The sequence below is a fragment of the Streptomyces thermoalcalitolerans genome, assembly GCF_039525155.1.
Taxonomy (GTDB): domain Bacteria; phylum Actinomycetota; class Actinomycetes; order Streptomycetales; family Streptomycetaceae; genus Streptomyces; species Streptomyces thermovulgaris.
Map to the genome: position 1 here is coordinate 1 of NZ_BAAAHG010000060.1, position 22,810 is coordinate 22,810.

A 22,810-nucleotide genomic window follows, 5' to 3' on the forward strand; every position below is an offset into this window, starting at 1 on the left:
GGCGGCCGGAGCCGCGGGGGCCGGGGCGGCCTGCTGCGGGGCCGGGGCCTGCTCGGCCGCGGGGGCCGGAGCCGCGGCAGGAGCGCCGGAGCCGTCGTCGATGATGGCCAGCTCGGCGCCGACCTCGACGGTCTCGTCCTCGGCGACCTTGATCGAGGACAGCACACCGGAGGCGGGCGCGGGGATCTCGGTGTCGACCTTGTCGGTGGAGACCTCGAGCAGCGGCTCGTCGGCCTCGACGCGTTCGCCCTCGGCCTTCAGCCAGCGGGTGACAGTGCCCTCGGTCACGCTCTCGCCGAGCGCCGGAAGGGTTACGGAAACCGCCATGGTTTCGGTTGCTCCTTAACGAAGTGCGGAAGTCTGTGTCGTCGCCCGATGCCGAGGCGTCAGTCGTGGGAGTGCAGCGGCTTGCCGGCCAGGGCCAGGTGGGCCTCGCCGAGAGCCTCGTTCTGCGTCGGGTGGGCGTGGATGAGCTGGGCCACCTCGGACGGCAGAGCCTCCCAGTTGTAGATCAGCTGGGCCTCGCCGACCTGCTCGCCGATGCGGTCGCCGACCATGTGGACGCCGACCACGGCACCGTCCTTGACCTGGACGAGCTTGATCTCGCCCGCGGTCTTCAGGATCTTGCTCCTGCCGTTGCCCGCCAGGTTGTACTTCAGAGTGACGATCTTGTCCGCGCCGTAGATCTCCTTGGCCTTGGCCTCGGTGAGACCGACGGAGGCGACCTCCGGGTTGCAGTACGTCACCCGCGGAACGCCGTTGTAGTCGATCGGCACGGTCTTCAGACCGGCCAGACGCTCCGCCACCAGGATGCCCTCGGCGAAGCCGACGTGCGCGAGCTGAAGCGTGGGAACCAGGTCACCGACGGCGGAGATGGTCGGGATGTTGGTGCGCATGTACTCGTCGACGAGGACGTAGCCGCGGTCCATGGCGACCCCGACCTCCTCGTAGCCCAGGCCCTGGGAGACCGGGGCGCGGCCGACGGCGACGAGCAGGATCTCGGCCTCGAACTCCTTGCCGTCGGCGAGGGTGACCTTGACGCCGTCCTGGGTGTACTCGGCCTTCTGGAAGAAGGTGCCCAGGTTGAACTTGATGCCACGCTTGCGGAAGGCGCGCTCCAGCAGCTTGGAGGAGTTCTCGTCCTCGACCGGGACGAGGTGCTTGAGGCCCTCGATGATCGTGACGTCGGCGCCGAAGGACTTCCACGCGGAGGCGAACTCCACGCCGATCACGCCGCCGCCCAGGATGATCGCGGACTTCGGCACGCGGTCCAGGACGAGAGCGTGGTCGGAGGAGATGATGCGGTTGCCGTCGATCTCCAGACCCGGCAGGGACTTCGGCACGGAACCGGTCGCCAGGAGGATGTGACGGCCCTGGATCCGCTGCCCGTTGACGTCGATGGAAGTGGGGGAGGACAGCCGGCCCTCGCCCTCGATGTAGGTGACCTTGCGGGAGGCGATCAGACCCTGCAGGCCCTTGTAGAGGCCGGCGATGACCTCGTCCTTGTACTTGTGGACGGCAGGGACGTCGATGCCCTCGAAAGAAGCCTTGACGCCGAACTGCTCGCTCTCGCGAGCCTGGTCGGCGATCTCGCCCGCGTGCAGCAGGGCCTTGGTGGGGATGCAGCCCCGGTGCAGGCAGGTGCCGCCGACCTTGTCCTTCTCGATCAGGGCGACGTTCAGGCCCAGCTGAGCTCCGCGCAGGGCTGCGGCGTAACCACCGCTGCCACCGCCGAGGATCACTAGGTCGAAAACGGTGCTGGCGTCGTTCGCCACGTCACGTCCTCCATGCATGTGCGCCGTGCGCCGGTCAGCGGTGACCGGCAGGCGGCTGGTGTCCGGCCGCTTGATTTCCGGCCCTTCGGTGGGGCCCTGTCCTGCCGACGCCCATCTTCGCACTTGTGGGGAGGGGACGAGACGCCGGGCCGGAGTGTGATACACGGCACGTCCGCGACGGACGCCAGGACCACCCGCCGAGGGGGAGGGCACGGGGCCGCACGGGCGCGCGGCCCCGCCGTGCGGATGCGACCGGTTCGCACACGGCGGAGCCGCCGTACGACAGGACGGCCCCGAGCCGGGGGGCGGGCTCAGCCCAGGGTGCCGGCGGCGGCCCGCTCGGCGAGCCGCACCAGCGTCCGCACCGCGGCTCCCGTCCCGCCCTTCGGCGTGTACCCGAAGGGACCCTGCTCATTGAACGCGGGTCCGGCGATGTCCAGGTGCGCCCAGGTGATCCCCTCTCCGACGAACTCCCGCAGGAACAGCCCCGCGACCAGCCCGCCGCCCATCCGTTCGCCCATGTTCGCGATGTCGGCGACGGCGGAGTCCATCCCCTTGCGCAGGTGCTCCGGCAGCGGCATCGGCCAGGCGTCCTCGCCGGCCTCCTTCGCCGCCTCGCACACCACGGAACGGAACGCGTCGTCGTTCGCCATGACGCCGAAGGTCCGGCTGCCCAGCGCCAGCACCATCGCGCCGGTCAGGGTCGCGACGTCCACGACGGCGTCCGGCTTCTCCTCGGAGGCGGCCCACAGCGCGTCCGCGAGGACGAGCCGCCCCTCGGCGTCGGTGTTGAGCACCTCGACCGTCTTGCCGCTGTACATGCGCAGCACATCACCCGGGCGGGTGGCGGACCCGGAGGGCATGTTCTCGGCCAGGGCCAGCCAGCCGGTGACCTTGACCTCCAGACCGAGCCGCGCGGCGGCGACGACCGCGGCGAACACGGCGGCGGCGCCGCTCATGTCGCACTTCATCGTCTCGTTGTGGCCGGAGGGCTTGAGCGAGATGCCGCCCGAGTCGTAGGTGATGCCCTTGCCGACGAGGGCGAGGTGCTTGTCGGCCTTGGCGGGGGTGTACGACAGCTTGACCAGCCGCGGGGCGGAGGCCGAGCCGGAGCCGACGCCCAGGATGCCGCCGTAGCCGCCCTCGGCGAGCGCCTTCTCGTCGAGCACCTGCACCTTCAGACCGTGCTCCTTGGCCGCCTCCTGCGCCAGGGCGGCGAACGCGGCCGGATCGAGGTCGTTCGGCGGGGTGTTGATCAGGTCGCGGGCGCGGTTGAGCTCCTCGCAGACGGCGGTGGCGCGCTCGACGGCCGCCTCGTACTCCTTGGCGCGGGGCTTGCCGCCGAGCAGGACGGCCTCGGCGAGCGGGGCCTTGGCGTCGCGGTCCTTGGCGTTCCTGCCGTCGTCCTTGCCGTCGTTCTTGTTGTTCTTGTTCTTGTAGGTGTCGAAGGAGTACGCACCGAGCAGGGCCCCCTCGCCGATCGCGGCGGCGTCGGCGGCGCTTGCGAGCGGCAGCGCGAAGCCGGCCTTCTTGCTCCCGGTAAGAGCACGGGCGGCCGCGCCGGCGGCCCGGCGCAGCGCCTCGGCCTCGTAGGCGGCGCCCTCCTCGGGCCGCGGGCCGAGTCCCACCGCGAGCAGAAGCGGGGCCTCGAAGCCGGCCGGGGCCGGCAGTTTCGTCACCTCGCCCTCGGCACCGGAGGCACCGAGGGTCTCCAGAACGCCGGCGAGCTTGCCGTCGTACGCCTGGTCGACGGCCTCGGCACCCGGTGCGAGGACCGGGCCGTCGTCGCCCTTGGCGACACCGATCACGATCGCGTCGGCCCGCAGGCCGGGGGCCGCGGCGGTGCTGAGAGTGAGAGCAGTCACGGTGGTGAAATCTCGCTTCCCTGTAAAGGTGTGTGGCCGAAAACAGGTGGGTCGACCGGGCCCGACCACCGACCCTAGAACTCCTCTGCGGCGCGGTCTTCACCCGGGCGGGCAAACACCCTCTCCGAGACTACGCGCGTCCCGCCACGGGGCCGCTCCACGGGTGCGCGCGCACGGGGCGACGGCGGCTCATCTCCCGGGCGGGAACGCCGGGTTCGTCCACGGCGGGGGCGGCGGACGGCCCGCCGTGCCGGGGCCGGGCGCCGGGCCTGGCCGCCTCAGCGCAGCGCGAGCACGACCAGGGCGGCCGTGGCCGCCGTCTCGGCGAGGGCGCCGAAGACGTCCCCGGTCACCCCCTGGAAACGGCGCGTGCAGCGGCGCAGGAGAAGTTCGGCGGCGGCAAGGGCGGCGAGGACCGACAGGGCGGTGAGGACGCAGACGTACGGGCCGAGGAAGGCGCCCGCCGCCGTCGCCGCCAGCACGACGGCGAGGGCCGTGCCGACCGCGCCCGGTACGGGCACCACGCCCGCGACCGCGGCGCCCAGCCCCGTCGGCCGGGCGGCCGGGACCCCGGTGCGGGCGGCCAGGGTCAGGGCCAGCCGGGCGACGGTCGCCGAGACGACGGCGGCGAGCGCCCCCCGGGCCCAGGAGCCGTCGTAGGCCCGGGTCAGGGCGGCCACCTGGGCGAGCAGGACGAGGACGACGGTGATCACCCCGAAGGGGCCGATGTCCGACTGCTTCATGATCCGCAGCGCGTCCTCGGCGGGCTTGCCGCTGCCCAGCCCGTCCGCGGTGTCGGCGAGCCCGTCCAGGTGCAGACCGCGGGTCAGTACGGCGGGGACGGCGACGGTGGCGACGGCGGCGAGCGCCGGGCCGGAGCCGAGGAGGAGCAGCAGCAGCCCCACGGCCGCCGCCGTCACTCCGACCACGAGTCCGGCGAGCGGCGCGCAGAGCATCCCCGCACGTGCGGCCTCGCGGTCCCAACGGCCGACCCGGACCGGAAGCACGGTGAGGGTGCCGAAGGCGAACCGCAGCCCGTGCGGCGGGGGAACCTGCTGAGGAGTCGTGGACACCCGGGCAGACTACGGGACCGTCCCGCGCGGACGGGCGGCGCACCGGAAGGCGCGGCACACTACCCCTATGGGGCACTGGCTGGAGCGCAACATCGTCGAACCCGGGAAACTGCCCCTGCTCCTCGCCCTCGCCGCGTTCGTTCTGACCTTCGTGGTCACCCGGGTCGTCACCCGGATGATCCGCGCCGGCAAGGGCCCCTTCGGCAACGTCAAGGCGGGCGGTCTGCACATCCACCATGTCGTGCCCGGCGTGGTCCTGACCGTCTTCGGCGGGTTCGGGGCGGTCGCCAGCGGTCAGCGCGGCTTCGGAGCGGCCGCCTTCGCGGTGGTCTTCGGGATCGGCGCGGGTCTGGTGCTGGACGAGTTCGCACTGATCCTGCACCTGCACGACGTCTACTGGAGCGAGGCCGGCCGCAAGAGCGTCGAGGTCGTCGTCATCACCGCGGCGCTGGTCGGGCTGATGCTCGCGGGGTTCTCCCCGTTCGGCGTCGACGACCTGACACAGGACGAACTGCAGAACCGCGGAGCGGCCATCGCCGCGGTGGCCGTGAACTTCCTGCTCTCCCTGGTGGCCCTCAGCAAGGGCAAGGGCCGGATCGCCCTGTTCGGTGTGATCATCCCGTTCGTCGCGCTGATCGGGGCGGTCCGCCTGGCCCGCCCCGGGTCCTGCTGGGCCAGACGCTTCTACCGCCGCCGCCCGCGCGCCCGGTCCCGGGCCGGGCTGCGCGCCCGCCGCCACGACCGCCGCTGGTCCGGTCCCCTCCGGACCTTCCAGGACTGGATCGGCGGCAAGCCGGACCCGCGGCCGGCCCGTCTTCCGGAACGCCGGTGAGCCGCGTCACCGCCCTCGCCGCGGTGACCGCGCCGGCCGTGACATGCGTTCCCGGACGTCCTCCCCCGCCCCGGGGCGGGGGAGGAGGCGGTCAGTCCCGGTTCCCGCCCGTCGCCTCTTCCTGCTTCTCCTTCTCCCTCTTTTCTTCCTTTTCTTCTTCCGCTTCCGCCTTGTCCTCCGGCTCGCCCCAGTCCTCCGGGACCTCGGGAAGCTCCGCGGCCAGGGCGGCGGCGGACTGGACCAGGGGGAGGGCCAGGAGGGCGCCCGCCCCCTCGCCGACGGTCACCCCGTGGTCGAGAAGGGGCTCCAGGGCCATCCGGTCCAGGGCCTTGGCCTGGCCGGGCTCGCCGCTGCTGTGGCCGGCCAGCCACCAGTCCGGGGCCCGGAACGCCACCCGCTGCCCCACCAGGGCGCACGCGGCCGACACCACGCCGTCCAGGACGACCGGCAGCTTCCGTACCGCGCACTGCAGCAGAAAGCCCGTCGTCGCGGCCAGGTCGGCACCGCCCACCGTGGCCAGCAGCCGCAGCTGGTCGCCGAGCACGGGCCGCGCCCGGCGCAGCGCGTCCCGGATCGCCGCGCACTTGCGCATCCACGTCAGGTCGTCGATGGGCTCGCCGCCGCGCCCGGTCACCACGGAGGCGTCCGTCCCGCACAGCGCGGCGATCAGCACGGCGGCCGACGTCGTCCCGCCCACGCTGATGTCGCCGAGCACCACCAGATCCGTGCCGGAGTCGGCCTCCTCGTCGGCCACCGCCATCCCGGCCCGGAAGGCCGCCTCCGCCTCCTGGAGGGTCAGCGCGTCCTCCACGTCGATGCATCCGCTGCCGCGCCGCACCCGGTGCCGTACGACGTCCTGGGGCAGCGTCTCGGGCGGGCAGTCCAGCGCCATGTCGACCACCCGCACCGGCACACCGAGCCGCCGGGCCAGCACGGAGACCGGCCGGCCGCCCTCCAGCACCGCCCGCACCAGCCGCTCGGCGCCGCCCGCGGGCCGGGCCGAGACGCCCCGCTCGGCGATCCCGTGATCGCCGGCGAACAGCACCACCCGCGGCCGTTCCACCGGCCGCACCGGAACGGCGGCCTGGGCCGCGGCCAGCCACTCACCCAGTTCGTCGAGGCGGCCCAGCGCCCCGGGCGGCACGTTCTGACGCTCCCGGCGTGCCTCCGCGGCATGGCGCACACCGCTGTCGGGACGCTCGATCAGATCGGTGAAGTCGTCGAGATTCAGCGAGCTCATTCGCCGAACAGTACCGGCCCCGGCCGAACGGGGAGACGCCCTGCCGGCGGCACACCCGTACGGAGTCTTTCCGCCCGGAACCCTGATCCCCTGCGTCCCTTCGCGCCGTTTTTGCGGTGAAATGTCCCGCAAACTGTTCTCGCCCCGGGAGCCGCCCATGCCGCCCCTGCCGTACGCCCCGCGGTACTACGACCCGCGCCGCATCGCGTACGCCTTCGAACTCGCCCAGGGCACGGACCGCTTCCAGGAGCCGCCCCGCGAGGACTGCCCCTGGTGCGGCTCCCGGCACCTGCGCACCCGGCTGCGCGCACCGGACCTGCTCCAGCACAAGCCGGGCACCTTCGTGCTCGCCCAGTGCCGGGACTGCGGCCACGCCTTCCAGAACCCCCGGCTCACCCCGGCCGGACTGGCCTTCTACCACCGGGACTTCGACGAGACCGACCCGGAGGGGTTCGCCGACCCGGCGCTCGCGGTCCGCCGCAGCCACCGGCGGCACCGCTGGGACGCGCACCTGATGCGGGGCGTGGGGGAACCGGAGGCCTGGCTGGACGTCGGCACCGGCCACGGCCACTTCCCCCGGGCCGCGCAGGAGGTGTTCCCGTACACCTCCTTCGACGGCCTGGACCCCACCCCGCGCGTGGAACAGGCCCGCGCGGCCGGGCGGGTGGAGGAGGCCCACATCGGCCACCTCGCCGACCCGCACATCGCCGAGCGTCTGCGCGGCCGCTACGACGTGGTCAGCATCTTCCACCACCTGGCCCATGTGCCGGACCCGCGCGCCGAGTTGCGCGGGGCCCTGACCGCGCTGCGCCCCGGCGGCCATCTGCTGGTCGAACTCCCCGACCCCCGCTGCCTGTTCGCGCTGCTGCTGGGCAAGTGGTGGCTGCCGCACGGCCAGCCGCGCCATCTGCATCTGCTGCCCCTGCGCAATCTGTGCGCGGAACTGGAGGCCCAGGGCTGCACGGTCCTGGTCACCGACCGCCGGACCCCGCACACCCCCGGCGACCTGTCCGCGGCCGTCGCCCTGGCCCTCGGTCACGTCCTGCCCGCCGACGACGCCCCCTGGCGCGACGTTCCGCCGACCGCCCTCCAGCGCACCCTGCGGACCGTCCTGTCCGCCGTGACCGGCCCCCTGGTGGACGTGGCCGCCGCTCTGGACGCCCTGCTCTCCCCCCTGATGCGCCGGGTCCCCGGCCTGTCCAACGCCTACCGCGTCATCGCCCGCGCAGCGTGACGGCCTGGCCCGCCACCACCAGCAGCACCTGTTCGCACTCCGCCGCGAACGCGGCGTTCAGACGGCCCAGTTCGTCGCGGTAGCGGCGGCCGGAGGCGGTGGCGGGCACGATGCCCGAGCCCACCTCGTTGGAGACGGCGACCACCGTGCGCCGGGTCGTGCGCACGGCACGGGTCAACGCGGCCACCCGCTCGCGCAGGGCGCGTTCGCCGCCGCCCGCCCACTCGGCGTCGTCCCAGGCGCCGACGGAGTCCATCGCGTCCGTCAGCCACAGGGACAGGCAGTCGACGAGAAGCGGCGGCCCGTCCTCCTCCAGCAGCGGCACCAGGTCGCACGTCTCCACGGTGCGCCAGGAACCCGGCCGCCGCTCCCGGTGCGCGGCGACCCGGGCGGCCCACTCGGCGTCCCCGCCCCGGGACCCGCCGGTGGCGACGTACAGCACATCGGGGAAGGTCTCCAGCCGCCGCTCGGCCTCCACCGACTTCCCCGAGCGCGCCCCGCCGAGCACCAGCGTGCGCCGGGGCACGTCCGGGACCTCCTCGTACGCCCCGACCACCAGCGTCGTACCGTCCGGCACCGCCCGTGCCCCGGCCGCCGCCAGCCGCCGGCTCAGCTCCGGCCCCGGCGGCACGTCGTGGTCCAGGTGGACGGCCACGACGTCCGTGGTCGGCCCCACCGCCCCCGCCGCCCGCAGCCCGGCCAGGGCGTCGGGACGCCCCACGACGTCCACGAGGACCAGGTCGTACGGTGCGGCCGGACCCTCCTTTGGACCGGCCGGCGCCCCGCCCGGCGGCAGATACAGCAGCCGCAGTCCCTCCGGGCCGGTCACCGCGTACCCGGTGCCGGGGGAGTCCAGCGCCACCGCCCGCACCCGGTGCCCCGTCAGCAGCGCCAGCTCCCGCCCGTCCGGCACCCGTCCCGGCTGCGGCAGCCCGGCCGGCACCTCGATGGCCGGCCCGTTGTGCGGGTGGGACAGCAGCACCTGGGTCACACCGCTCAGCGAATGCCCGGCCCGCGCCGCCGCGAGCGCCGCGCCCGGGGTCAGGTCCAGCAGCAGCGAACCGTCCACGAGCAGCGAGGTCGCCGCCCGGGCGTCCGCGCCCAGCGCCGTCGTGCAGGCCGCACAGGGACAGTCGGGGCGGGGCAGTCCCGTGGGGGCACCGGTGCCGAGCAGAGTCACGTCCACGGACCCGATTGTCCAAGGTGCCCGCGGGTCCTGCGCGCCCGGCTAGGCTCTGTGCGGGAGCCGGACCGGGAGCCGGACGGCGCTGTGCAGTGTGCTCACCCAGGGAGGCGTACATGGCGGCATGGACGTGGCGGTTCGAGACGGCCGACGGAACGGAGGTCCAGCCCGCGGTGCAGCCCGAGGAGTTCACCACGCAGAGCGACGCGGAGTCCTGGATCGGGGAGAACTGGAGGGAACTGCGCGACGGCGGCGCGGACCAGGTACGGCTGTTCGAGGACGGCACGGAGGTCTACGGTCCGATGAGCCTGCACGCCGACCAGTCCTGACGGGTCCCCGGACCCGGCCGGGACCGGTCAGGACCGGGGGCGGCCGTACCCGGCCCGTCCCCGCTCACTGCTCGCCCAGGGTCACCTCCACCGTCTTCCGGGCGCCGTCCCGGGTGAAGGTCACCTTGACCCGCTGTCCCGGCTTGTACGCGGCCAGCGCCTCGGACAGCGAGGTGATGGTGGTGATGGCTCTGCCGCCGAGGCCGACGACGGTGTCCCCGGCCCGGATGCCGGCCTTGTCCGCCGCGCCGCCCGCCTGCACCTCGACGACGGCGACACCCGCGGGCCGGTAGGCGGCGTCGACGACCGTGCGCCCGACGATGTCGAGCGCGGCCCGGCCGGAGTCCACGACCCTGCCGTAGCGGATGATCTGGTCGGCGACCGTCTTCACCATCGACGCCGGGATCGCGAAGCCGATGCCGGGCGCCGCGGAGCCGAGCTGGGGGTCGGTGGCGGCGAGCGTCGGGATGCCGATGACCTCGCCGTCGAGGTTCACCAGCGCGCCCCCGCTGTTGCCCGGGTTGATCGCGGCCGAGGTCTGCACCATGTTGGCGATCGTCGCCCCCGTGCCGCCGCCGTCCCGCCCCTCGCTGACGGTGCGCCCGATCGCCGACACGATGCCCTGGGTCACGCTCGACGACAGCCCCAGCGGCGACCCCATGGCCAGCACGATCTGCCCCACCTCGACCTTCTCGGAGTCGCCGAAGGCGGCGGGCCGCAGCCCCGGGGGCACCTCGTCCAGTTTCACCAGGGCGAGATCCTGCTCGGGGTAGGAGGAGACCAGGCGCGCGGTCAGCGCCGCCTCGCTGTTGGCGGTGGTCACCTCGAAGGTGCTCGCGCCGCCCACCACATGCGCATTGGTGACGATGTGCCCCTTGTCGTCGTACACGACCCCGGACCCCAGCTCACGGCCGGTCCGGATCTGCACCACCGACGGCAGCACATCCCTGATCACCCGCAGATAGTCGTTCTGCAGTTCGTCGGCCGCGGGGGAGGTGCCGGCCCGTCGCCCGGCGTCCCCGGTGCCGGGGACGTCCTCGGTGCTCCGGGCCCGCTGGGGACCGGCCGGGCCGGTGCACCCGAACAGCAGCACGGCACAGCAGAGCCATGCGACGAGGGAACCGGCCGACCGGAGAACACGGGCACAGTCATGGGCACGGCTGCGGGAGACATCCATGATCCGAGTCTTCCCGCGGGGTGAACGCCCGGCGTGCGCTGTTCACCCGAAAGAGCACCCGGCCGTGCATCCCGCGGAGCCGGGCCACGCCCGCCCGCGCACCCCGGACAGCCGGAACGTGCTCAGCCGCGCACCCCGCACAGATGCAGCAGCGCCGCCACCGCGCGGTACGGGTCCGTGCGCCCCGCCTGCTCCTCGGCCGCCAGCAGCATCTCGAGATCGTCCGGCGGCTCGGCGTCGTCCGCCGCCGTGTCCGCGAACGCCGTGTCCGTGAAGACCCGCACCCCGTACCAGGCGCGCAGCGGTGCCCCGATCCCGGCGAGCGTCGCCGTCATGTCCGCCAGCCGGTCCGCCCGTGCGCCCGCTTCCGGCCCCGCGGGGACCTTCTCGTCCGGGGACGTCCGGGGACGGGGGAGGCGGGCCGTCGCCCCGAGGGCGCTCAGGGCCGCCGCCCAGTCCCCCCGCAGCCCCGGACGCAGCGCCGACGCGTCGCCGTTGCGCACCAGCAGCGACAGCAGTCCACCGGGTGCGAGCATCCGCGCCAGCCCCGCCAGCAGCGGGTCCGGTTCCTCGGCGTGCATCAGGACGCCGTGGCACAGCACGACGTCGAAGCCGCCCGGAGGGAAGTGCACCCCGGTGTCCCGGCCGTCGCCCTCGACGATCCGCATCCGTGCCCGTATGCCCTTCGGCTCGGCGGCCAGCGCCCGGCGGGCCTGAAGGACCCTCGTCCGGTCCCGCTCCAGCACGGTCACCCAGTGCCCGGCGCGGGCCAGCCGCAGCGCCCGCATGCCCTGCCCCAGGCCCACGTCGAGCACCCGCAGCCGTTTTCCGACCGGAAACCGCGCGGCCAGCTGCTCCTGAAGCTGCCGGGCCACCAGCTCTCGCCGTACGACATCGCGCAGCCCGCCCGGCCGGTGCGGCCACGCGTGCGCGGCATCCCCGGGGGAAGCGGCTGTGCTCAGGGCCGCTCCCCGCGCTTGACCTGCGGCCTGGGCAGCCGGAGCCGGCGCATCTGCAGAGAGCGCATCAGGGCGTAGGCGACCGCGCCCCGCTTGTTCTGGTCGGGGAAGCGCTCGTTCAGGACCTTCCTCAGCCGGAAGCCGGTGACGATCCAGTCCAGCACGATGAGGACGATCACCGCGAGCCACAGCAGCATCACGACGGCCTGCACCGCGGGATCCCGGATCATGCTCAGCACCAGGATGACCACGGCCAGCGGCAGGAAGAACTCCGCGAGGTTGAACCGCGAGTCGATGAAGTCCCGGGCGAACCGGCGCACCGGGCCCTTGTCGCGCGGCGGGAGGTAGCGCTCGTCACCGGTCGCCAGCGCCTGACGCTGCCGCTCCAGCTGGGCGCGGCGCTCCTCGCGCCGCCGCCTGGCGGCCTCCTTGCGCGTCATCGGCGTGTTGGCGACGCTGCGGCGCCGGCGCTGGGCCTCACTGCGCTTGGGCGTCGGCCGGCCCTTGGGGGCCTGCGGGTCACGGGACTGCTTGGAGACGGTCACCGGCGCCTTCTCGGCGACCGGGGCCTTCTCTTCCTTGGCACGGCTACGGAACACAGAACCCAAGGGTACGGGCTTGTCCCGCATGGACATCAGTCAGGTGGGGAACGATCCGGCAACACCGGTCGTCCGTAAAGAGGGAACCCGAGGACAAAGAAGAGGGGAGGATGCGCCCGTCGTGGTCCGACTGTCCTCAGGGGCGAAATCCTCCCTGCGCCGGAGCGGAAGCGGACACAGTCGTTCTTGGGGATGATCGCGTCCGTTCCCGAAGAGTGCGGTAATGGATGCAGGGCCCGTACTGTGGGTTCTGTCGCAAGCTGTGTGAGCTGGAGTCGGTCAGAAGGGGGCGCGCGAAGCCCATGAGCGGTGTCATGAAGCGGATGGGGATGATCTTCCGCGCGAAGGCGAACAAGGCCCTGGACCGGGCCGAGGACCCGCGCGAGACCCTCGACTACTCGTACCAGAAGCAGCTGGAGCTGCTGCAGAAGGTGCGGCGCGGTGTCGCGGACGTGGCGACCAGCCGCAAGCGCCTGGAGCTCCAGCTCAACCAGCTGCGGCAGCAGTCCGACAAGCTGCAGGACCAGGGCCGCAAGGCGCTCGCGCTGGGCCGTGAGGACCTGGCCCGCGAGGCGCTCTCCCGCCGCGCCGCGCTCCAGCAGCAGGTGACGGACCTGGAGACCCAGCACGCCACCCTCCAGGGCGAGGAGGAGAAGCTCACCCTGGCGGCCCAGCGCCTGCAGGCCAAGGTCGACGCCTTCCGCACCAAGAAGGAGACCATCAAGGCGACCTACACCGCCGCCCAGGCGCAGACCCGGATCGGCGAGGCGTTCTCCGGCATCTCCGAGGAGATGGGCGACGTCGGGCTCGCCATCCAGCGCGCCGAGGACAAGACCGCACAGCTGCAGGCCCGGGCCGGTGCGATCGACGAGCTGCTCGCCTCCGGCGCCCTGGACGACCCCACCGGCATGGCCAAGGACGACATCCAGGCCGAGCTGGACCGGCTCTCCGGCGGTACGGACGTGGAGCTGGAGCTGCAGCGCATGAAGGCCGAGCTGGCCGGCGGAACGTCCGCCGAGCGGCAGGCGCTCGAGGGCGGACAGAACCAGCAGCAGTCCCAGCAGCAGCCGCAGGACACCCCCCGCTTCGACAAGCAGTAGACCGCGTCGAGGCACACCACGTCACCGACAGCCGGGGCCACGCCGAGGAGGGCGGACATGATCGTACGGATCATGGGAGAGGGACAGGTGAGGCTGTCCGACAGCCATCTCGCCGAACTCGACAGACTGGACGACGAACTCCTGGCCGAGATGGAGAACGGCGACGGTCCCGGCTTCCGTCGCACCCTCTCGGCCCTGCTGGCCAAGGTCCGCGAGGTGGGCGAGCCCCTGCCGGACGACTCCCTGGAGCCGTCCGAGCTGATCCTCCCGGCCCCGGACTCGACCCTGGAGGAAGTGCGGGAGCTGCTGAGCGACGACGGCCTGATCCCCGGGTGAGAGACACCCGGCAGGCCCCGGCGCTCCGGCGTCCCGCGGGGACCCCTTACCGTACGCAGACGTGACCACCACCCTGGACCGCGCCCGCCGCCTGCTGAGAGCGCACCCCCTTGCGCTGGATGCGGCCCTCGCGGCCGGGGTGCTGGTGTGCATGGTGGCCGGCTCCTTCGTCAACCCCCACGGGGAGCACGGTGTCACCTGGGCCGTCCGCCGGCCCGCACCGCTCAGCCTGATCCTCATGGCCCTCGGCGCCGCCGCGCTCGTCCTCCGCCGCCGCGCCCCGCGCACGGTCCTCGCCGTCACCGGCACCGTCTCCCTCGCGGAATGCGTCACCGGGGACCCCCGCGCCCCCGTCGCCATGTCCGCCGTGATCGCCCTGTACACCGTGGCCGTCCGCACCGACCGCCCCACCACCTGGCGCCTGGGCCTGCTCACCATGACCGTGCTGACCGGCGCCGCCATGCTCGCCGGGCCCCTGCCCTGGTACGCGCAGGAGAACCTCGCCCTCTTCGCCTGGACCGGCATGGCCGCCGCCGGCGGCGACGCCGTCCGCAGCCACCGCGCCTTCGTGCACGCCATCAGGGAGCGCGCCGAACGCGCCGAACGCACCCGCGAGGAGGAGGCCCGCCGCCGCGTCGCCGAGGAGCGCCTGCGCATCGCCCGCGATCTGCACGATGTCGTCGCCCACCGCATCGCCCTGGTCAACGTGCAGGCCGGAGTCGCCTCCCACGTCATGGACAAGCGGCCCGACCAGGCCAAGGAGGCCCTCGCCCACGTCCGGGAAGCCGCCCGTTCCGCACTGGAGGAACTGCGCACCACCGTCGGACTGCTGCGGCAGTCCGGCGACCCCGAGGCCCCCACCGAACCGGCCCCCGGCCTGGACCGCCTCGACGAACTCGTCGACTCCTTCCGCAGCGCCGGCCTGCACGTCGAGGTCGCCCGCACCGACCAGGACACCTCCCTGCCCGCCGCCGTCGGCCTGGCCGCCTACCGGATCATCCAGGAGGCCCTGACCAATGTGCACAAGCACGCGGGGACGACGGCGAAGGCCGAGGTCAGCATCGTCCGGGTCGGGCCGGACATCGAGATCACCGTCCTGGACGACGGAGCCGGCGCGGACAGCGGCCCGCAGCAGGGCGGTGGACACGGGCTGCTCGGCATGCGCGAACGGGTCACCGCCCTGGGCGGCACCCTCACCACCGGTCCCCGCTACGGCGGCGGCTTTCGCGTCCATGCCATCCTGCCGGTCGACAGCCGCACCAGCGCTCCGGGGGATCCCGCATGACGATCCGCGTCCTGCTCGCCGACGACCAGGCCCTGCTGCGCAGTGCCTTCAAGGTGCTCGTCGACTCCGAGCCGGACATGGAGGTGGTCGGCGAGGCCTCCGACGGCGCCCAGGCGGTACGGCTGGCCAAGGAACGGCGGGCCGACGTGGTGCTGATGGACATCCGCATGCCCGGCACCGACGGTCTCGCGGCCACCCGTATGATCAGCGCCGATCCCGACCTCGACCAGGTGCGCGTGGTCATCCTCACCACCTTCGAGGTCGACGACTACGTGGTGCAGGCGCTGCGCGCGGGCGCCTCCGGCTTCCTCGGCAAGGGCAGTGAACCCGAGGAACTGCTCAACGCCATCCGCGTCGCCGTCCGGGGAGAGGCACTGCTGTCCCCGGCCGCCACCAAGGGACTGATCGCCCGCTTCCTCGCGCAGAGCGCCCCGGAGACCGCCGGCGGCCACGACCCGGCCCGGCTGGACGCGCTGACCGTACGGGAGCGCGAAGTGCTCGTCCAGGTCGCCGGCGGGCACTCCAACGACGAGATCGCCGAGCGTCTGGGGGTCAGCCCGCTGACGGTGAAGACCCATGTCAACCGGGCCATGTCCAAACTGGGCGCCCGCGACCGGGCACAACTCGTCGTCATCGCCTACGAGTCGGGGCTGGTACGGCCCAGGGCGGAGTGAGCGTACTGCGCTCGGAGTAGGGGCCGGGCGCGGAAATGGACCCCAGGGCTACGGAACGCCGCCCTCCCATGGCCGAGGGTTTAGAGGTGCGCCCACTGTGCGTCCGTACGGTCGGCGCCGCTTATCGTTCGTACCGTTTGGTGCTTGTACCGCTCAGAGAATCGAGACCCTCACCCATGTCCTGGCTGTCCAGATTCAGCCTCGCGCAACGGGCCTTGATCGGACTGGTGTCGATCATCGCGCTCGTCTTCGGGGCGATCTCCATACCGCAGCTCAAGCAGCAGCTGTTTCCCAGCATCGACCTTCCCGTGGTCTCCGTGCTGGCGCCCTACCAGGGCGCGTCCCCGGACGTGGTGGAGAAGCAGGTCGTCGAGCCCATCGAGAACCACCTCAAGGCCGTCGACGGCATCACCGGTGTCACCTCCACGGCGAGCGAGGGCAACGCCGTGATCATGGCGTCCTTCGACTACGGCAACAACACCAAGCAGCTCGTCGCCGACGTCCAGCAGGCCGTCAACCGGGCTCGCGCCCAGCTCCCCAGTGAGGTCGACCCGCAGGTGGTGGCCGGTTCCACGGACGACATCCCCGCCGTGGTCCTCGCCGTCACCTCCGACAAGGACCAGCAGGCCCTCGCCGACCAGCTGGACAAGACGGTCGTCCCCGAGCTGAAGAACATCGATGGCGTCGGCCAGGTCACCGTCAACGGTGTATGGGACCTGCAGATCACCGTCACCCCGGACGACAAGAAGCTCGCCGCGGCCGGGCTCACCCCCGTCGCCCTGGGCGAGGCCCTCAGGGCGGGCGGCGCCACCGTCTCGGCCGGCTCCTTCGACGAGAACGGCGCCAACCGCACCGTCCAGGTCGGCGGAGGCTTCACCTCGCTGCAGCAGATCCAGGACCTGCGGATCACCGGTGAGGGCGTGAAGAAGCCGGTGCGCCTCGGCGACGTCGCCACCGTCAAGCAGGAGCCGGCCCCGTCCGACTCCCTCACCCGCACCAACGGCAGGCCCAGCCTGGCCGTCGCCGTCACCATGGACCACGACGGCAGCGCGGTCGCCATCTCCGAAGCGGTCGAGGACAAGCTGCCGGACCTGCGCGAGGCCCTCGGCTCCGGCGCGAAGATCACCGTCGTCAGCGACCAGGGCCCGGCCGTGGCCCGGGCCATCGAAGGACTGACCAACGAGGGTCTGCTCGGTCTGTTCTTCGCGATCCTCGTCATCCTGGTCTTCCTGGCCTCGGTCCGCTCCACCCTGGTGACGGCGGTGTCGATCCCGCTGTCCGTCGTGCTCGCGCTGATCGTGCTGTGGACCCGCGACCTGTCGCTGAACATGCTGACGCTGGGCGGGCTGACCATCGCCATCGGCCGGGTCGTCGACGACTCGATCGTGGTCCTGGAGAACATCAAGCGGCATCTCGGCTACGGCGAGGAGCGCCACGCGGCCATCATGACCGCGGTGCGCGAGGTGGCCGGCGCGGTGACCGCCTCCACGCTCACCACCGTCGCCGTGTTCCTGCCGATCGGCCTGGTCGGTGGCATGGTGGGCGAGCTGTTCGGCCCGTTCAGCCTCACCGTCACCGTGGCCCTGCTGGCCTCGCTGCTGGTGTCGCTGACGGTGGTGCCGGTGCTGTCGTACTGGTTCCTGAGCACGCCCAAGGGCACGCCCGCCGAGGCCGAGGAGGCCCGCCGCCTGGCCGAGGAGAAGGAGGCCAGGAGCCTTCTGCAGCGCCTCTACGTCCCCGTCCTGCGCTTCGCCACCCGGCGGCGCCTGACCAGCGTGCTGATCGCGGTCGCCGTCCTGGTCGTCACCCTCGGCATGACCCCGCTGCTGAAGACGAACTTCTTCCACCCCGGCGACCAGCAGGTCCTCACCATCCGGCAGGAGCTGAAGCCGGGCGCCAGCCTGGCGACGACGAACGCCGCGGCCCGGAAGATCGAGGACGTGCTCGCCGATGTCGAGGGCGTCAGGGACTACCAGGTCACCATCGGCTCCTCCGGCTTCATGGCGGCCTTCGGCGGCGGTACGGACACCAACCAGGCCTCCTACCAGGTGATGCTCGAGGACTCGGCCTCCGCCGACGACGTACGCGCCCGTATCGAGGACCGCCTGGGCAAGCTGTCCGGCATCGGCACCACCACGATCGGCGTCGGGGACGGATTCGGCTCCCAGGACCTGAAGGTGATCGTCAAGGCGAGCGACCCCGATGTGCTGCGCCGCGCCGCGGAGCAGGTCCACAGGACGGTCGCCGGCCTCGACGACGTCACCGACGTCACCAACGACCTGTCGCAGAGCGTGCCGCGCATCTCGGTGCGGGCGAACGCCAAGGCGGCAGCGGCGGGCTTCACCGACCAGACCCTCGGCATGGCGGTCGCCCAGTCCGTCAAGGGCACCACCGCGGCGAAGGCGGTGCTGGACAACGCCGAGCGGAATGTGGTCATCAGGTCGGCGAAGCCGGTGCGGACGCTGAACCAGCTGAAGAACCTGCGGCTCGGCCCGGTGAAGCTGGGGGACATCGCGACCGTCGAGCTGGTCGACGGGCCGGTGTCGATGACCCGGATCGACGGTCAGCGCGCCGCCACGATCACGGCCAGGCCGGTCGGGGACAACACCGGCGCGGTCGGCACGCAGCTCGAGAAGAAGCTCGGTGAGCTGAAGCTGCCCGCGGGGGCGAGGGCCGAGATCGGCGGTGTCACCGCCGACCAGGACGAGGCCTTCGAGAAGCTGGGCCTGGCCATGCTGGCGGCCGTCGCGATCGTCTTCATGCTGCTGGTGGCGACCTTCCGCTCGCTGGCCCAGCCGCTGATCCTGCTGGTCTCCATCCCGTTCGCGGCGACCGGCGCCCTGGGGCTGCTGATCGTCACCGGAACGCCGATGGGGGTGCCCGCGATGATCGGCATGCTGATGCTGATCGGCATCGTGGTGACCAACGCGATCGTGCTGATCGACCTCATCAACCAGTACCGCGAGCGGGGCCACGGCATCGTCGAGGCGATCGTGGAGGGCGGCCGCCACCGGCTGCGTCCCATCCTCATGACGGCCCTGGCGACCATCTTCGCCCTGATCCCGATGGCCCTGGGGATCACCGGCGAGGGCGGCTTCATCGCCCAGCCGCTGGCGGTGGTCGTGATCGGCGGCCTGCTCACCTCGACCCTGCTGACCCTGCTGCTGGTCCCGACGCTCTACGCGATGCTGGAGCTCCGCAAGGAGCGCCGCGCGAAGAAGCGGGCGGCGAAGCGGGAGGCGAAGGCGACGACGGAGGAGCTGGAGCCCGCGGGCGTGTGACCCGCACGACGGCCGGGCCCGTACACCGCGTACGGGCCCGGCTTTTGCCGTCGGGTCACCCCTGGGGCGCACCTTGGGGCGCACCTTGGGGCGCGCCTTGGGGCGCGCCTGGGGGGGCACCTGGGGGGCACGCCTTCAGCGAGGCGACGAACGCGCCCCAGGCGGACGCCGGGACGACGATCACAGGGCCGTGGGGGGCCTTGCTGTCACGGACGGGGACGACACCGGGGAGGTTCTCGGCGATCTCGACGCATTCGCCCCCGTTGGCATTGCTGTAGCTGCTCCGGCGCCAGCGGGCAGAGTTCGGCTCAGAGCTGTGTCGCACGGCTTGTAGTCCTCCATCGCCTGTCGGATCAGCTCCGCCGAGGCAGCCGGCGAGAGGGCCTTGGCGCGCAGCACCTCGTAGTGCCGCCGGAGCACGGACTCGTCGATGATCGCCCATCGCAGCGGAGGTGGGCGAACGGATTCTCTCCTGCCGGGACATCCGCGCGTTGACCCGCTCCTCCAGCTGCTCCGGCAGCAGTTCCTCCCGCAGACCGAGCTGGGCCTCGGCGTACTCCCTGGCCTGTAAGAGTCCTGGTAACGCCTGCGCCGCACCGGCGACCCGCACAGCCGGCTGTCCCGCCTGGCCGGACGAACTGGAGGCGGAGCTGCTCGAATCGGCCGAGTTCGTCCTGTCCGAGGCCGGACCGCTGCTCGCCGACGAGTCGTCGGGGGCGCGGGAGCTGCGCTTCACGGGCGTGCAGCTCGCCGCGGCGCTGACGGACGTGCTGGGAATCGCCAAGAGCCGGGGCGCCCGCCTGCCGGACCACTGAACCCATCTGCGGGCCCGGGGCCGCCGGGACCGGCACGGTCTCCAGGCCGCCCCGCCAGGAGCGGCGACGCCCAGCCGTTGCACCTCTGCTGTTTCCACGACACCCCGAACGCCACAGGCCGGACGGTCCCATGGACGGGCGAGAGTGAGCAGGGCTTGGCGACCGGCTTCACTGCATGCGTGTTCGGGGCCTGGCTCTTGCGGGGGAAACCTTGGTGTGAGCAGATGGAGGCACCCATATGCTGAGCCACGGAGCCGGTTCTCGTTCCTGGTGGAGGTCCTGATGAGTACGCCCGCACCGGAAGATTTCAGTCACCCGCCGCTCCGGCCACGTCTGTCGGTCGAGGAGATGCTGGCGGCGAAGAACACCCAACCGATCCGCTCCCTGGACGATCTCGCCGCCGACACGTTCGAGTCGGACGAGGAACTCGAAGAATTCCTCGCCTTCACCTATGCCGAGCGGCACCGAGACGTCGCCTGAGACCGCATGCAACCCGTCATCCTGGACACCGACGTCGCTTCCCTGTCCCACAAGCGCAAGCTCACCGGGCCGCTCGCCACTCGCCTCATCGGCCGCAAACCGTTGATCACCTTCGTGACCTACGGCGAACTGACCAAGTGGACGGAGATCCGCCACTGGGGCGCCCGCAGCCGCCAGGAACTCGCCGACTGGCTCTCCGGCATCCCCGTCCTGCCCGGCGACGAGTCCGTCGCCACTGCCTGGGGACGGCTCTCGGCCGCCGGGATACAGCGTGGCCGGCCCCGTCCGGCCAACGACATGTGGGTTGCGGCCTGCGCTCTCACCTACGACCTGCCGTTGGCCACCCTCAATCTCAAGGACTACGAGGACTTCCGCCTCCACCACGGTCTCCGCATTCTCGGTGTCGAATGACCGTCGTGTCCTGACGGCAACCGGACTCGGCATCGCCGCACCCACGGATCTCAGCAGACAAGCGAACCTTGCCCGACCCGATGAAATGCGGGCAGGAAGGGCCGATGGCGTCACGCCGGAAGCTCCGAGAGGTGGTGCATCTCCGAAGGGACGGGCTGGTGCAAGCTCCGTGCAGAAGGACGCCCCGGTCGCCGTGGGGCGGCCGGGGCGTCGTGCTGTCGGGTGCGTCGCTGTTTACGGGAGTGCCAGCATCCGTTCCAGGGCCAGCTTCGCGTACTTCTCCGTCTCCTTGTCCACCTGGATGCGGTTGACCACGTTGCCCTCGACCAGGGACTCCAGGGCCCAGACCAGGTGAGGGAGGTCGATGCGGTTCATGGTGGAGCAGAAGCAGACCGTGCGGTCGAGGAAGACGACTTGCTTGCCCTCGGGAGCGAAACGGTTCGCCAGGCGGCGGACCAGGTTCAGCTCCGTGCCGATGGCCCACTTGGAGCCGGCCGGGGCGGCCTCCAGGGTCTTGATGATGTACTCGGTCGAGCCGACGTAGTCCGCCGCGGTCACCACCTCGTGCTTGCACTCGGGGTGGACCAGGACGTTCACACCGGGGATGCGCTCGCGGACCTCGTTGACCGAGTCCAGGTTGAAGCGGCCGTGCACCGAGCAGTGGCCCCGCCACAGGATCATCTTCGCCGCGCGCAGCTCCTCGGCGGTCAGGCCGCCGTTCGGCTTGTGCGGGTTGTAGACGACGCAGTCGCCCAGGGACAGGCCCATGTCCCGCACCGCCGTGTTGCGGCCCAGGTGCTGGTCGGGCAGGAACAGGACCTTCTCGCCCTGCTGGAAGGCCCACTCCAGGGCCCGCTTGGCGTTCGACGACGTACAGATCGTGCCGCCGTGCCGGCCCGTGAAGGCCTTGATGTCGGCGGAGGAGTTCATGTACGACACCGGGACGGCCTGCTCGGCGATCCCCGCCTCGGTCAGCACGTCCCAGCACTCGGCGACCTGCTCGGCCGTCGCCATGTCGGCCATGGAGCAGCCGGCCGCCAGGTCCGGCAGGACCACCTTCTGCTCGTCGGACGTCAGGATGTCCGCGGACTCCGCCATGAAGTGCACACCGCAGAACACGATGTACTCGGCCTCCGGGCGCGCCGCCGCGTCCCGCGCCAGCTTGAAGGAGTCACCCGTGACATCGGCGAACTGGATGACCTCGTCGCGCTGGTAGTGGTGGCCGAGCACGAAGACCTTGTCCCCGAGCTTCTCCTTGGCCGCACGAGCGCGCTCCACCAGGTCCGGGTCGGACGGGGCGGGCAGCTCACCGGGGCACTCGACGCCGCGCTCGCTCTTCGGGTCGGCTTCGCGGCCGAGCAGCAGCAGGGCGAGCGGCGTCGGCTGGACGTCGAGGTCCTGGGTCTGGGCGGTGGTCACGACACGCACCCTTTCTACTTTTCGTCGAACTGACGCTATCCATCATAGCGGCTTCACGTCAGTTTGACGATGGTCATAGCGTCGATGTGACGTGAATCCTGGGGTGCCTGCCGCCGGCCCGATCGGTGATCCCTCCCTCTCTCTCCACAGGCCGCTGTCCGTCCTCCCGCGCGTGTGCGAGCATGATGTGGACGAGCCTGAAGAAGAGAAAAAGCACGACCCCGGCCCGGAATGAATCCGCGGCCTCGCCGGTTGGACTCGTCGGCAAGCAGTCTCCGTACAACCCGGGAGAGATCTAGATGTCCGTATCGGACGAGACCACCACCGTCACCGACGGCATCATCCTGACCGACGCCGCCACGGCCAAGGTCAAGGCCCTGCTCGACCAGGAAGGCCGTGACGACCTCGCCCTGCGCGTCGCCGTCCAGCCCGGTGGCTGCTCCGGCCTGCGTTACCAGCTCTTCTTCGACGAGCGGTCCCTTGACGGCGACGTGGTGAAGGAGTTCGACGGCGTCAAGGTCGTCACCGACCGCATGAGCGCCCCCTACCTCGGCGGCGCCACCATCGACTTCGTGGACACGATCGAGAAGCAGGGCTTCACGATCGACAACCCGAACGCGACGGGCTCCTGCGCCTGCGGCGACTCCTTCAGCTGAGCAGCCGGTCACGGCAGGACAACCGAGGACACCGAGGACAGCGAAAGGCGGCAGCCCTCATCAAGGGGCCGCCGCCTTCCGGCCCTC

Annotated in this window: 23 protein-coding genes; 12 read left to right on the top strand and 11 right to left on the bottom strand. The window is 72.0% G+C overall.

The annotated features are described in order from the left end of the window. From ABD224_RS25105 to ABD224_RS25120, 4 genes are all read right to left on the bottom strand, one after another. A partial coding sequence (locus tag ABD224_RS25105; RefSeq protein ID WP_344053755.1) for a biotin/lipoyl-containing protein occupies positions 1-327 on the bottom strand: 327 nt, incomplete at its 3' end. A gap of 59 nt (positions 328-386) precedes the next feature. Further along, on the bottom strand, positions 387-1,775 hold the full coding sequence (gene lpdA, locus ABD224_RS25110) for a dihydrolipoyl dehydrogenase (protein WP_344053757.1): 1,389 nt from the start codon (positions 1,773-1,775) through the stop codon (positions 387-389). Positions 1,776-2,086: 311 nt separating this feature from the next. Then, complete coding sequence (locus tag ABD224_RS25115; protein WP_344053759.1) at positions 2,087-3,640, bottom strand: leucyl aminopeptidase; 1,554 nt, start codon at positions 3,638-3,640, stop codon at positions 2,087-2,089. 278 nt (positions 3,641-3,918) lie between these two features. Continuing rightward, entirely contained in the window at positions 3,919-4,713 is a 795-nt protein-coding gene (locus tag ABD224_RS25120) for an adenosylcobinamide-GDP ribazoletransferase (RefSeq protein ID WP_344053761.1), read from the bottom strand. A 67-nt stretch (positions 4,714-4,780) separates the two neighbouring features. On the opposite strand from ABD224_RS25120, the gene ABD224_RS25125 reads away from it, so the two are divergent. Further along, positions 4,781-5,545 carry a hypothetical protein gene (locus ABD224_RS25125; RefSeq protein ID WP_344053763.1) on the top strand — a complete coding sequence of 255 codons (765 nt, stop codon included), beginning with the start codon at positions 4,781-4,783 and terminating at the stop codon, positions 5,543-5,545. A 91-nt stretch (positions 5,546-5,636) separates the two neighbouring features. Here ABD224_RS25125 and cobT read toward each other — a convergent pair whose 3' ends face one another. Next, positions 5,637-6,785 carry a nicotinate-nucleotide--dimethylbenzimidazole phosphoribosyltransferase gene (gene cobT, locus ABD224_RS25130; protein ID WP_344053765.1) on the bottom strand — a complete coding sequence of 383 codons (1,149 nt, stop codon included), beginning with the start codon at positions 6,783-6,785 and terminating at the stop codon, positions 5,637-5,639. A gap of 157 nt (positions 6,786-6,942) precedes the next feature. Here cobT and ABD224_RS25135 point away from each other — a divergent pair, with 157 nt between their 5' ends. Beyond that, positions 6,943-8,019: a class I SAM-dependent methyltransferase gene (locus ABD224_RS25135; RefSeq protein ID WP_344053819.1), complete on the top strand. Its 1,077-nt coding sequence runs from the start codon at positions 6,943-6,945 to the stop codon at positions 8,017-8,019. Here the strand turns inward: ABD224_RS25135 and ABD224_RS25140 are convergent. After that, complete coding sequence (locus ABD224_RS25140) at positions 8,000-9,205, bottom strand: bifunctional adenosylcobinamide kinase/adenosylcobinamide-phosphate guanylyltransferase (protein ID WP_344053767.1); 1,206 nt, start codon at positions 9,203-9,205, stop codon at positions 8,000-8,002. The genes ABD224_RS25135 and ABD224_RS25140 overlap by 20 nt on opposite strands. 113 nt (positions 9,206-9,318) lie before the next feature. Between ABD224_RS25140 and ABD224_RS25145 the strand changes: the two genes are divergently transcribed. After that, on the top strand, positions 9,319-9,531 hold the full coding sequence (locus ABD224_RS25145) for a hypothetical protein (protein WP_344053769.1): 213 nt from the start codon (positions 9,319-9,321) through the stop codon (positions 9,529-9,531). Between the two features lie 64 nt (positions 9,532-9,595). Here ABD224_RS25145 and ABD224_RS25150 read toward each other — a convergent pair whose 3' ends face one another. The 3 genes from ABD224_RS25150 to ABD224_RS25160 all read right to left on the bottom strand — a co-directional run bounded on the left by ABD224_RS25150 (position 9,596) and on the right by ABD224_RS25160 (position 12,266). After that, complete coding sequence (locus ABD224_RS25150) at positions 9,596-10,708, bottom strand: S1C family serine protease (protein WP_344053772.1); 1,113 nt, start codon at positions 10,706-10,708, stop codon at positions 9,596-9,598. 122 nt (positions 10,709-10,830) lie between these two features. Further along, on the bottom strand, positions 10,831-11,583 hold the full coding sequence (locus ABD224_RS25155) for a class I SAM-dependent methyltransferase (protein ID WP_344053774.1): 753 nt from the start codon (positions 11,581-11,583) through the stop codon (positions 10,831-10,833). An 83-nt stretch (positions 11,584-11,666) separates the two neighbouring features. Continuing rightward, a complete protein-coding gene (locus ABD224_RS25160; protein WP_344053776.1) occupies positions 11,667-12,266 on the bottom strand; it encodes a DUF3043 domain-containing protein in 600 nt (199 codons plus the stop codon). Positions 12,267-12,568: 302 nt separating this feature from the next. On the opposite strand from ABD224_RS25160, the gene ABD224_RS25165 reads away from it, so the two are divergent. From ABD224_RS25165 to ABD224_RS25185, 5 genes are all read left to right on the top strand, one after another. Beyond that, on the top strand, positions 12,569-13,366 hold the full coding sequence (locus ABD224_RS25165; RefSeq protein ID WP_344053778.1) for a PspA/IM30 family protein: 798 nt from the start codon (positions 12,569-12,571) through the stop codon (positions 13,364-13,366). A gap of 57 nt (positions 13,367-13,423) precedes the next feature. After that, positions 13,424-13,702: a PspA-associated protein PspAA gene (pspAA, locus tag ABD224_RS25170; RefSeq protein ID WP_344053780.1), complete on the top strand. Its 279-nt coding sequence runs from the start codon at positions 13,424-13,426 to the stop codon at positions 13,700-13,702. Positions 13,703-13,763: 61 nt separating this feature from the next. Next, positions 13,764-14,987: a sensor histidine kinase gene (locus ABD224_RS25175; protein ID WP_344053782.1), complete on the top strand. Its 1,224-nt coding sequence runs from the start codon at positions 13,764-13,766 to the stop codon at positions 14,985-14,987. Next, positions 14,984-15,661 carry a response regulator gene (locus ABD224_RS25180; RefSeq protein ID WP_344053784.1) on the top strand — a complete coding sequence of 226 codons (678 nt, stop codon included), beginning with the start codon at positions 14,984-14,986 and terminating at the stop codon, positions 15,659-15,661. The genes ABD224_RS25175 and ABD224_RS25180 overlap by 4 nt, the downstream gene beginning before the upstream one ends. A gap of 176 nt (positions 15,662-15,837) precedes the next feature. Next, positions 15,838-18,942 carry an efflux RND transporter permease subunit gene (locus tag ABD224_RS25185; protein WP_344053786.1) on the top strand — a complete coding sequence of 1,035 codons (3,105 nt, stop codon included), beginning with the start codon at positions 15,838-15,840 and terminating at the stop codon, positions 18,940-18,942. Between the two features lie 55 nt (positions 18,943-18,997). Here ABD224_RS25185 and ABD224_RS25190 read toward each other — a convergent pair whose 3' ends face one another. Further along, positions 18,998-19,477, bottom strand: a complete 480-nt coding sequence (locus ABD224_RS25190) for a DUF397 domain-containing protein (protein WP_344053821.1) — start codon at positions 19,475-19,477, stop codon at positions 18,998-19,000. Here ABD224_RS25190 and ABD224_RS25195 point away from each other — a divergent pair. From ABD224_RS25195 to ABD224_RS25205, 3 genes are all read left to right on the top strand, one after another. After that, the gene (locus tag ABD224_RS25195) at positions 19,395-19,757 is read left to right on the top strand and encodes a hypothetical protein (protein WP_344053788.1); all 363 of its coding nucleotides are present in this window, start codon (positions 19,395-19,397) and stop codon (positions 19,755-19,757) included. The genes ABD224_RS25190 and ABD224_RS25195 overlap by 83 nt on opposite strands. Positions 19,758-20,039: 282 nt before the next feature. Beyond that, positions 20,040-20,237, top strand: a complete 198-nt coding sequence (locus tag ABD224_RS25200) for a hypothetical protein (RefSeq protein WP_344053790.1) — start codon at positions 20,040-20,042, stop codon at positions 20,235-20,237. A gap of 6 nt (positions 20,238-20,243) precedes the next feature. Further along, positions 20,244-20,648: a type II toxin-antitoxin system VapC family toxin gene (locus ABD224_RS25205; protein WP_344053792.1), complete on the top strand. Its 405-nt coding sequence runs from the start codon at positions 20,244-20,246 to the stop codon at positions 20,646-20,648. Between the two features lie 234 nt (positions 20,649-20,882). Here the strand turns inward: ABD224_RS25205 and nadA are convergent, their stop codons facing one another. Then, positions 20,883-22,067 carry a quinolinate synthase NadA gene (gene nadA / locus ABD224_RS25210; protein ID WP_344053794.1) on the bottom strand — a complete coding sequence of 395 codons (1,185 nt, stop codon included), beginning with the start codon at positions 22,065-22,067 and terminating at the stop codon, positions 20,883-20,885. 299 nt (positions 22,068-22,366) lie between these two features. Here nadA and erpA point away from each other — a divergent pair, with 299 nt between their 5' ends. Beyond that, complete coding sequence (gene erpA, locus ABD224_RS25215; protein ID WP_067391764.1) at positions 22,367-22,723, top strand: iron-sulfur cluster insertion protein ErpA; 357 nt, start codon at positions 22,367-22,369, stop codon at positions 22,721-22,723. Positions 22,724-22,810: the final 87 nt, after the last annotated feature.

Excerpts from the sequence above, each read along its gene's own strand:
- ABD224_RS25125 (WP_344053763.1), top strand. The coding sequence starts at position 4,781 with ATGGGGCACTGGCTGGAGCGCAACATCGTCGAACCCGGGAAACTGCCC.
- cobT (WP_344053765.1), bottom strand. The coding sequence starts at position 6,785 with ATGAGCTCGCTGAATCTCGACGACTTCACCGATCTGATCGAGCGTCCC.
- ABD224_RS25135 (WP_344053819.1), top strand. The coding sequence starts at position 6,943 with ATGCCGCCCCTGCCGTACGCCCCGCGGTACTACGACCCGCGCCGCATC.
- ABD224_RS25145 (WP_344053769.1), top strand. The coding sequence starts at position 9,319 with ATGGCGGCATGGACGTGGCGGTTCGAGACGGCCGACGGAACGGAGGTC.
- ABD224_RS25150 (WP_344053772.1), bottom strand. The coding sequence starts at position 10,708 with ATGGATGTCTCCCGCAGCCGTGCCCATGACTGTGCCCGTGTTCTCCGG.
- ABD224_RS25165 (WP_344053778.1), top strand. The coding sequence starts at position 12,569 with ATGAGCGGTGTCATGAAGCGGATGGGGATGATCTTCCGCGCGAAGGCG.
- pspAA (WP_344053780.1), top strand. The coding sequence starts at position 13,424 with ATGATCGTACGGATCATGGGAGAGGGACAGGTGAGGCTGTCCGACAGC.
- ABD224_RS25180 (WP_344053784.1), top strand. The coding sequence starts at position 14,984 with ATGACGATCCGCGTCCTGCTCGCCGACGACCAGGCCCTGCTGCGCAGT.
- ABD224_RS25185 (WP_344053786.1), top strand. The coding sequence starts at position 15,838 with ATGTCCTGGCTGTCCAGATTCAGCCTCGCGCAACGGGCCTTGATCGGA.
- ABD224_RS25200 (WP_344053790.1), top strand. The coding sequence starts at position 20,040 with ATGAGTACGCCCGCACCGGAAGATTTCAGTCACCCGCCGCTCCGGCCA.
- ABD224_RS25205 (WP_344053792.1), top strand. The coding sequence starts at position 20,244 with ATGCAACCCGTCATCCTGGACACCGACGTCGCTTCCCTGTCCCACAAG.
- erpA (WP_067391764.1), top strand. The coding sequence starts at position 22,367 with ATGTCCGTATCGGACGAGACCACCACCGTCACCGACGGCATCATCCTG.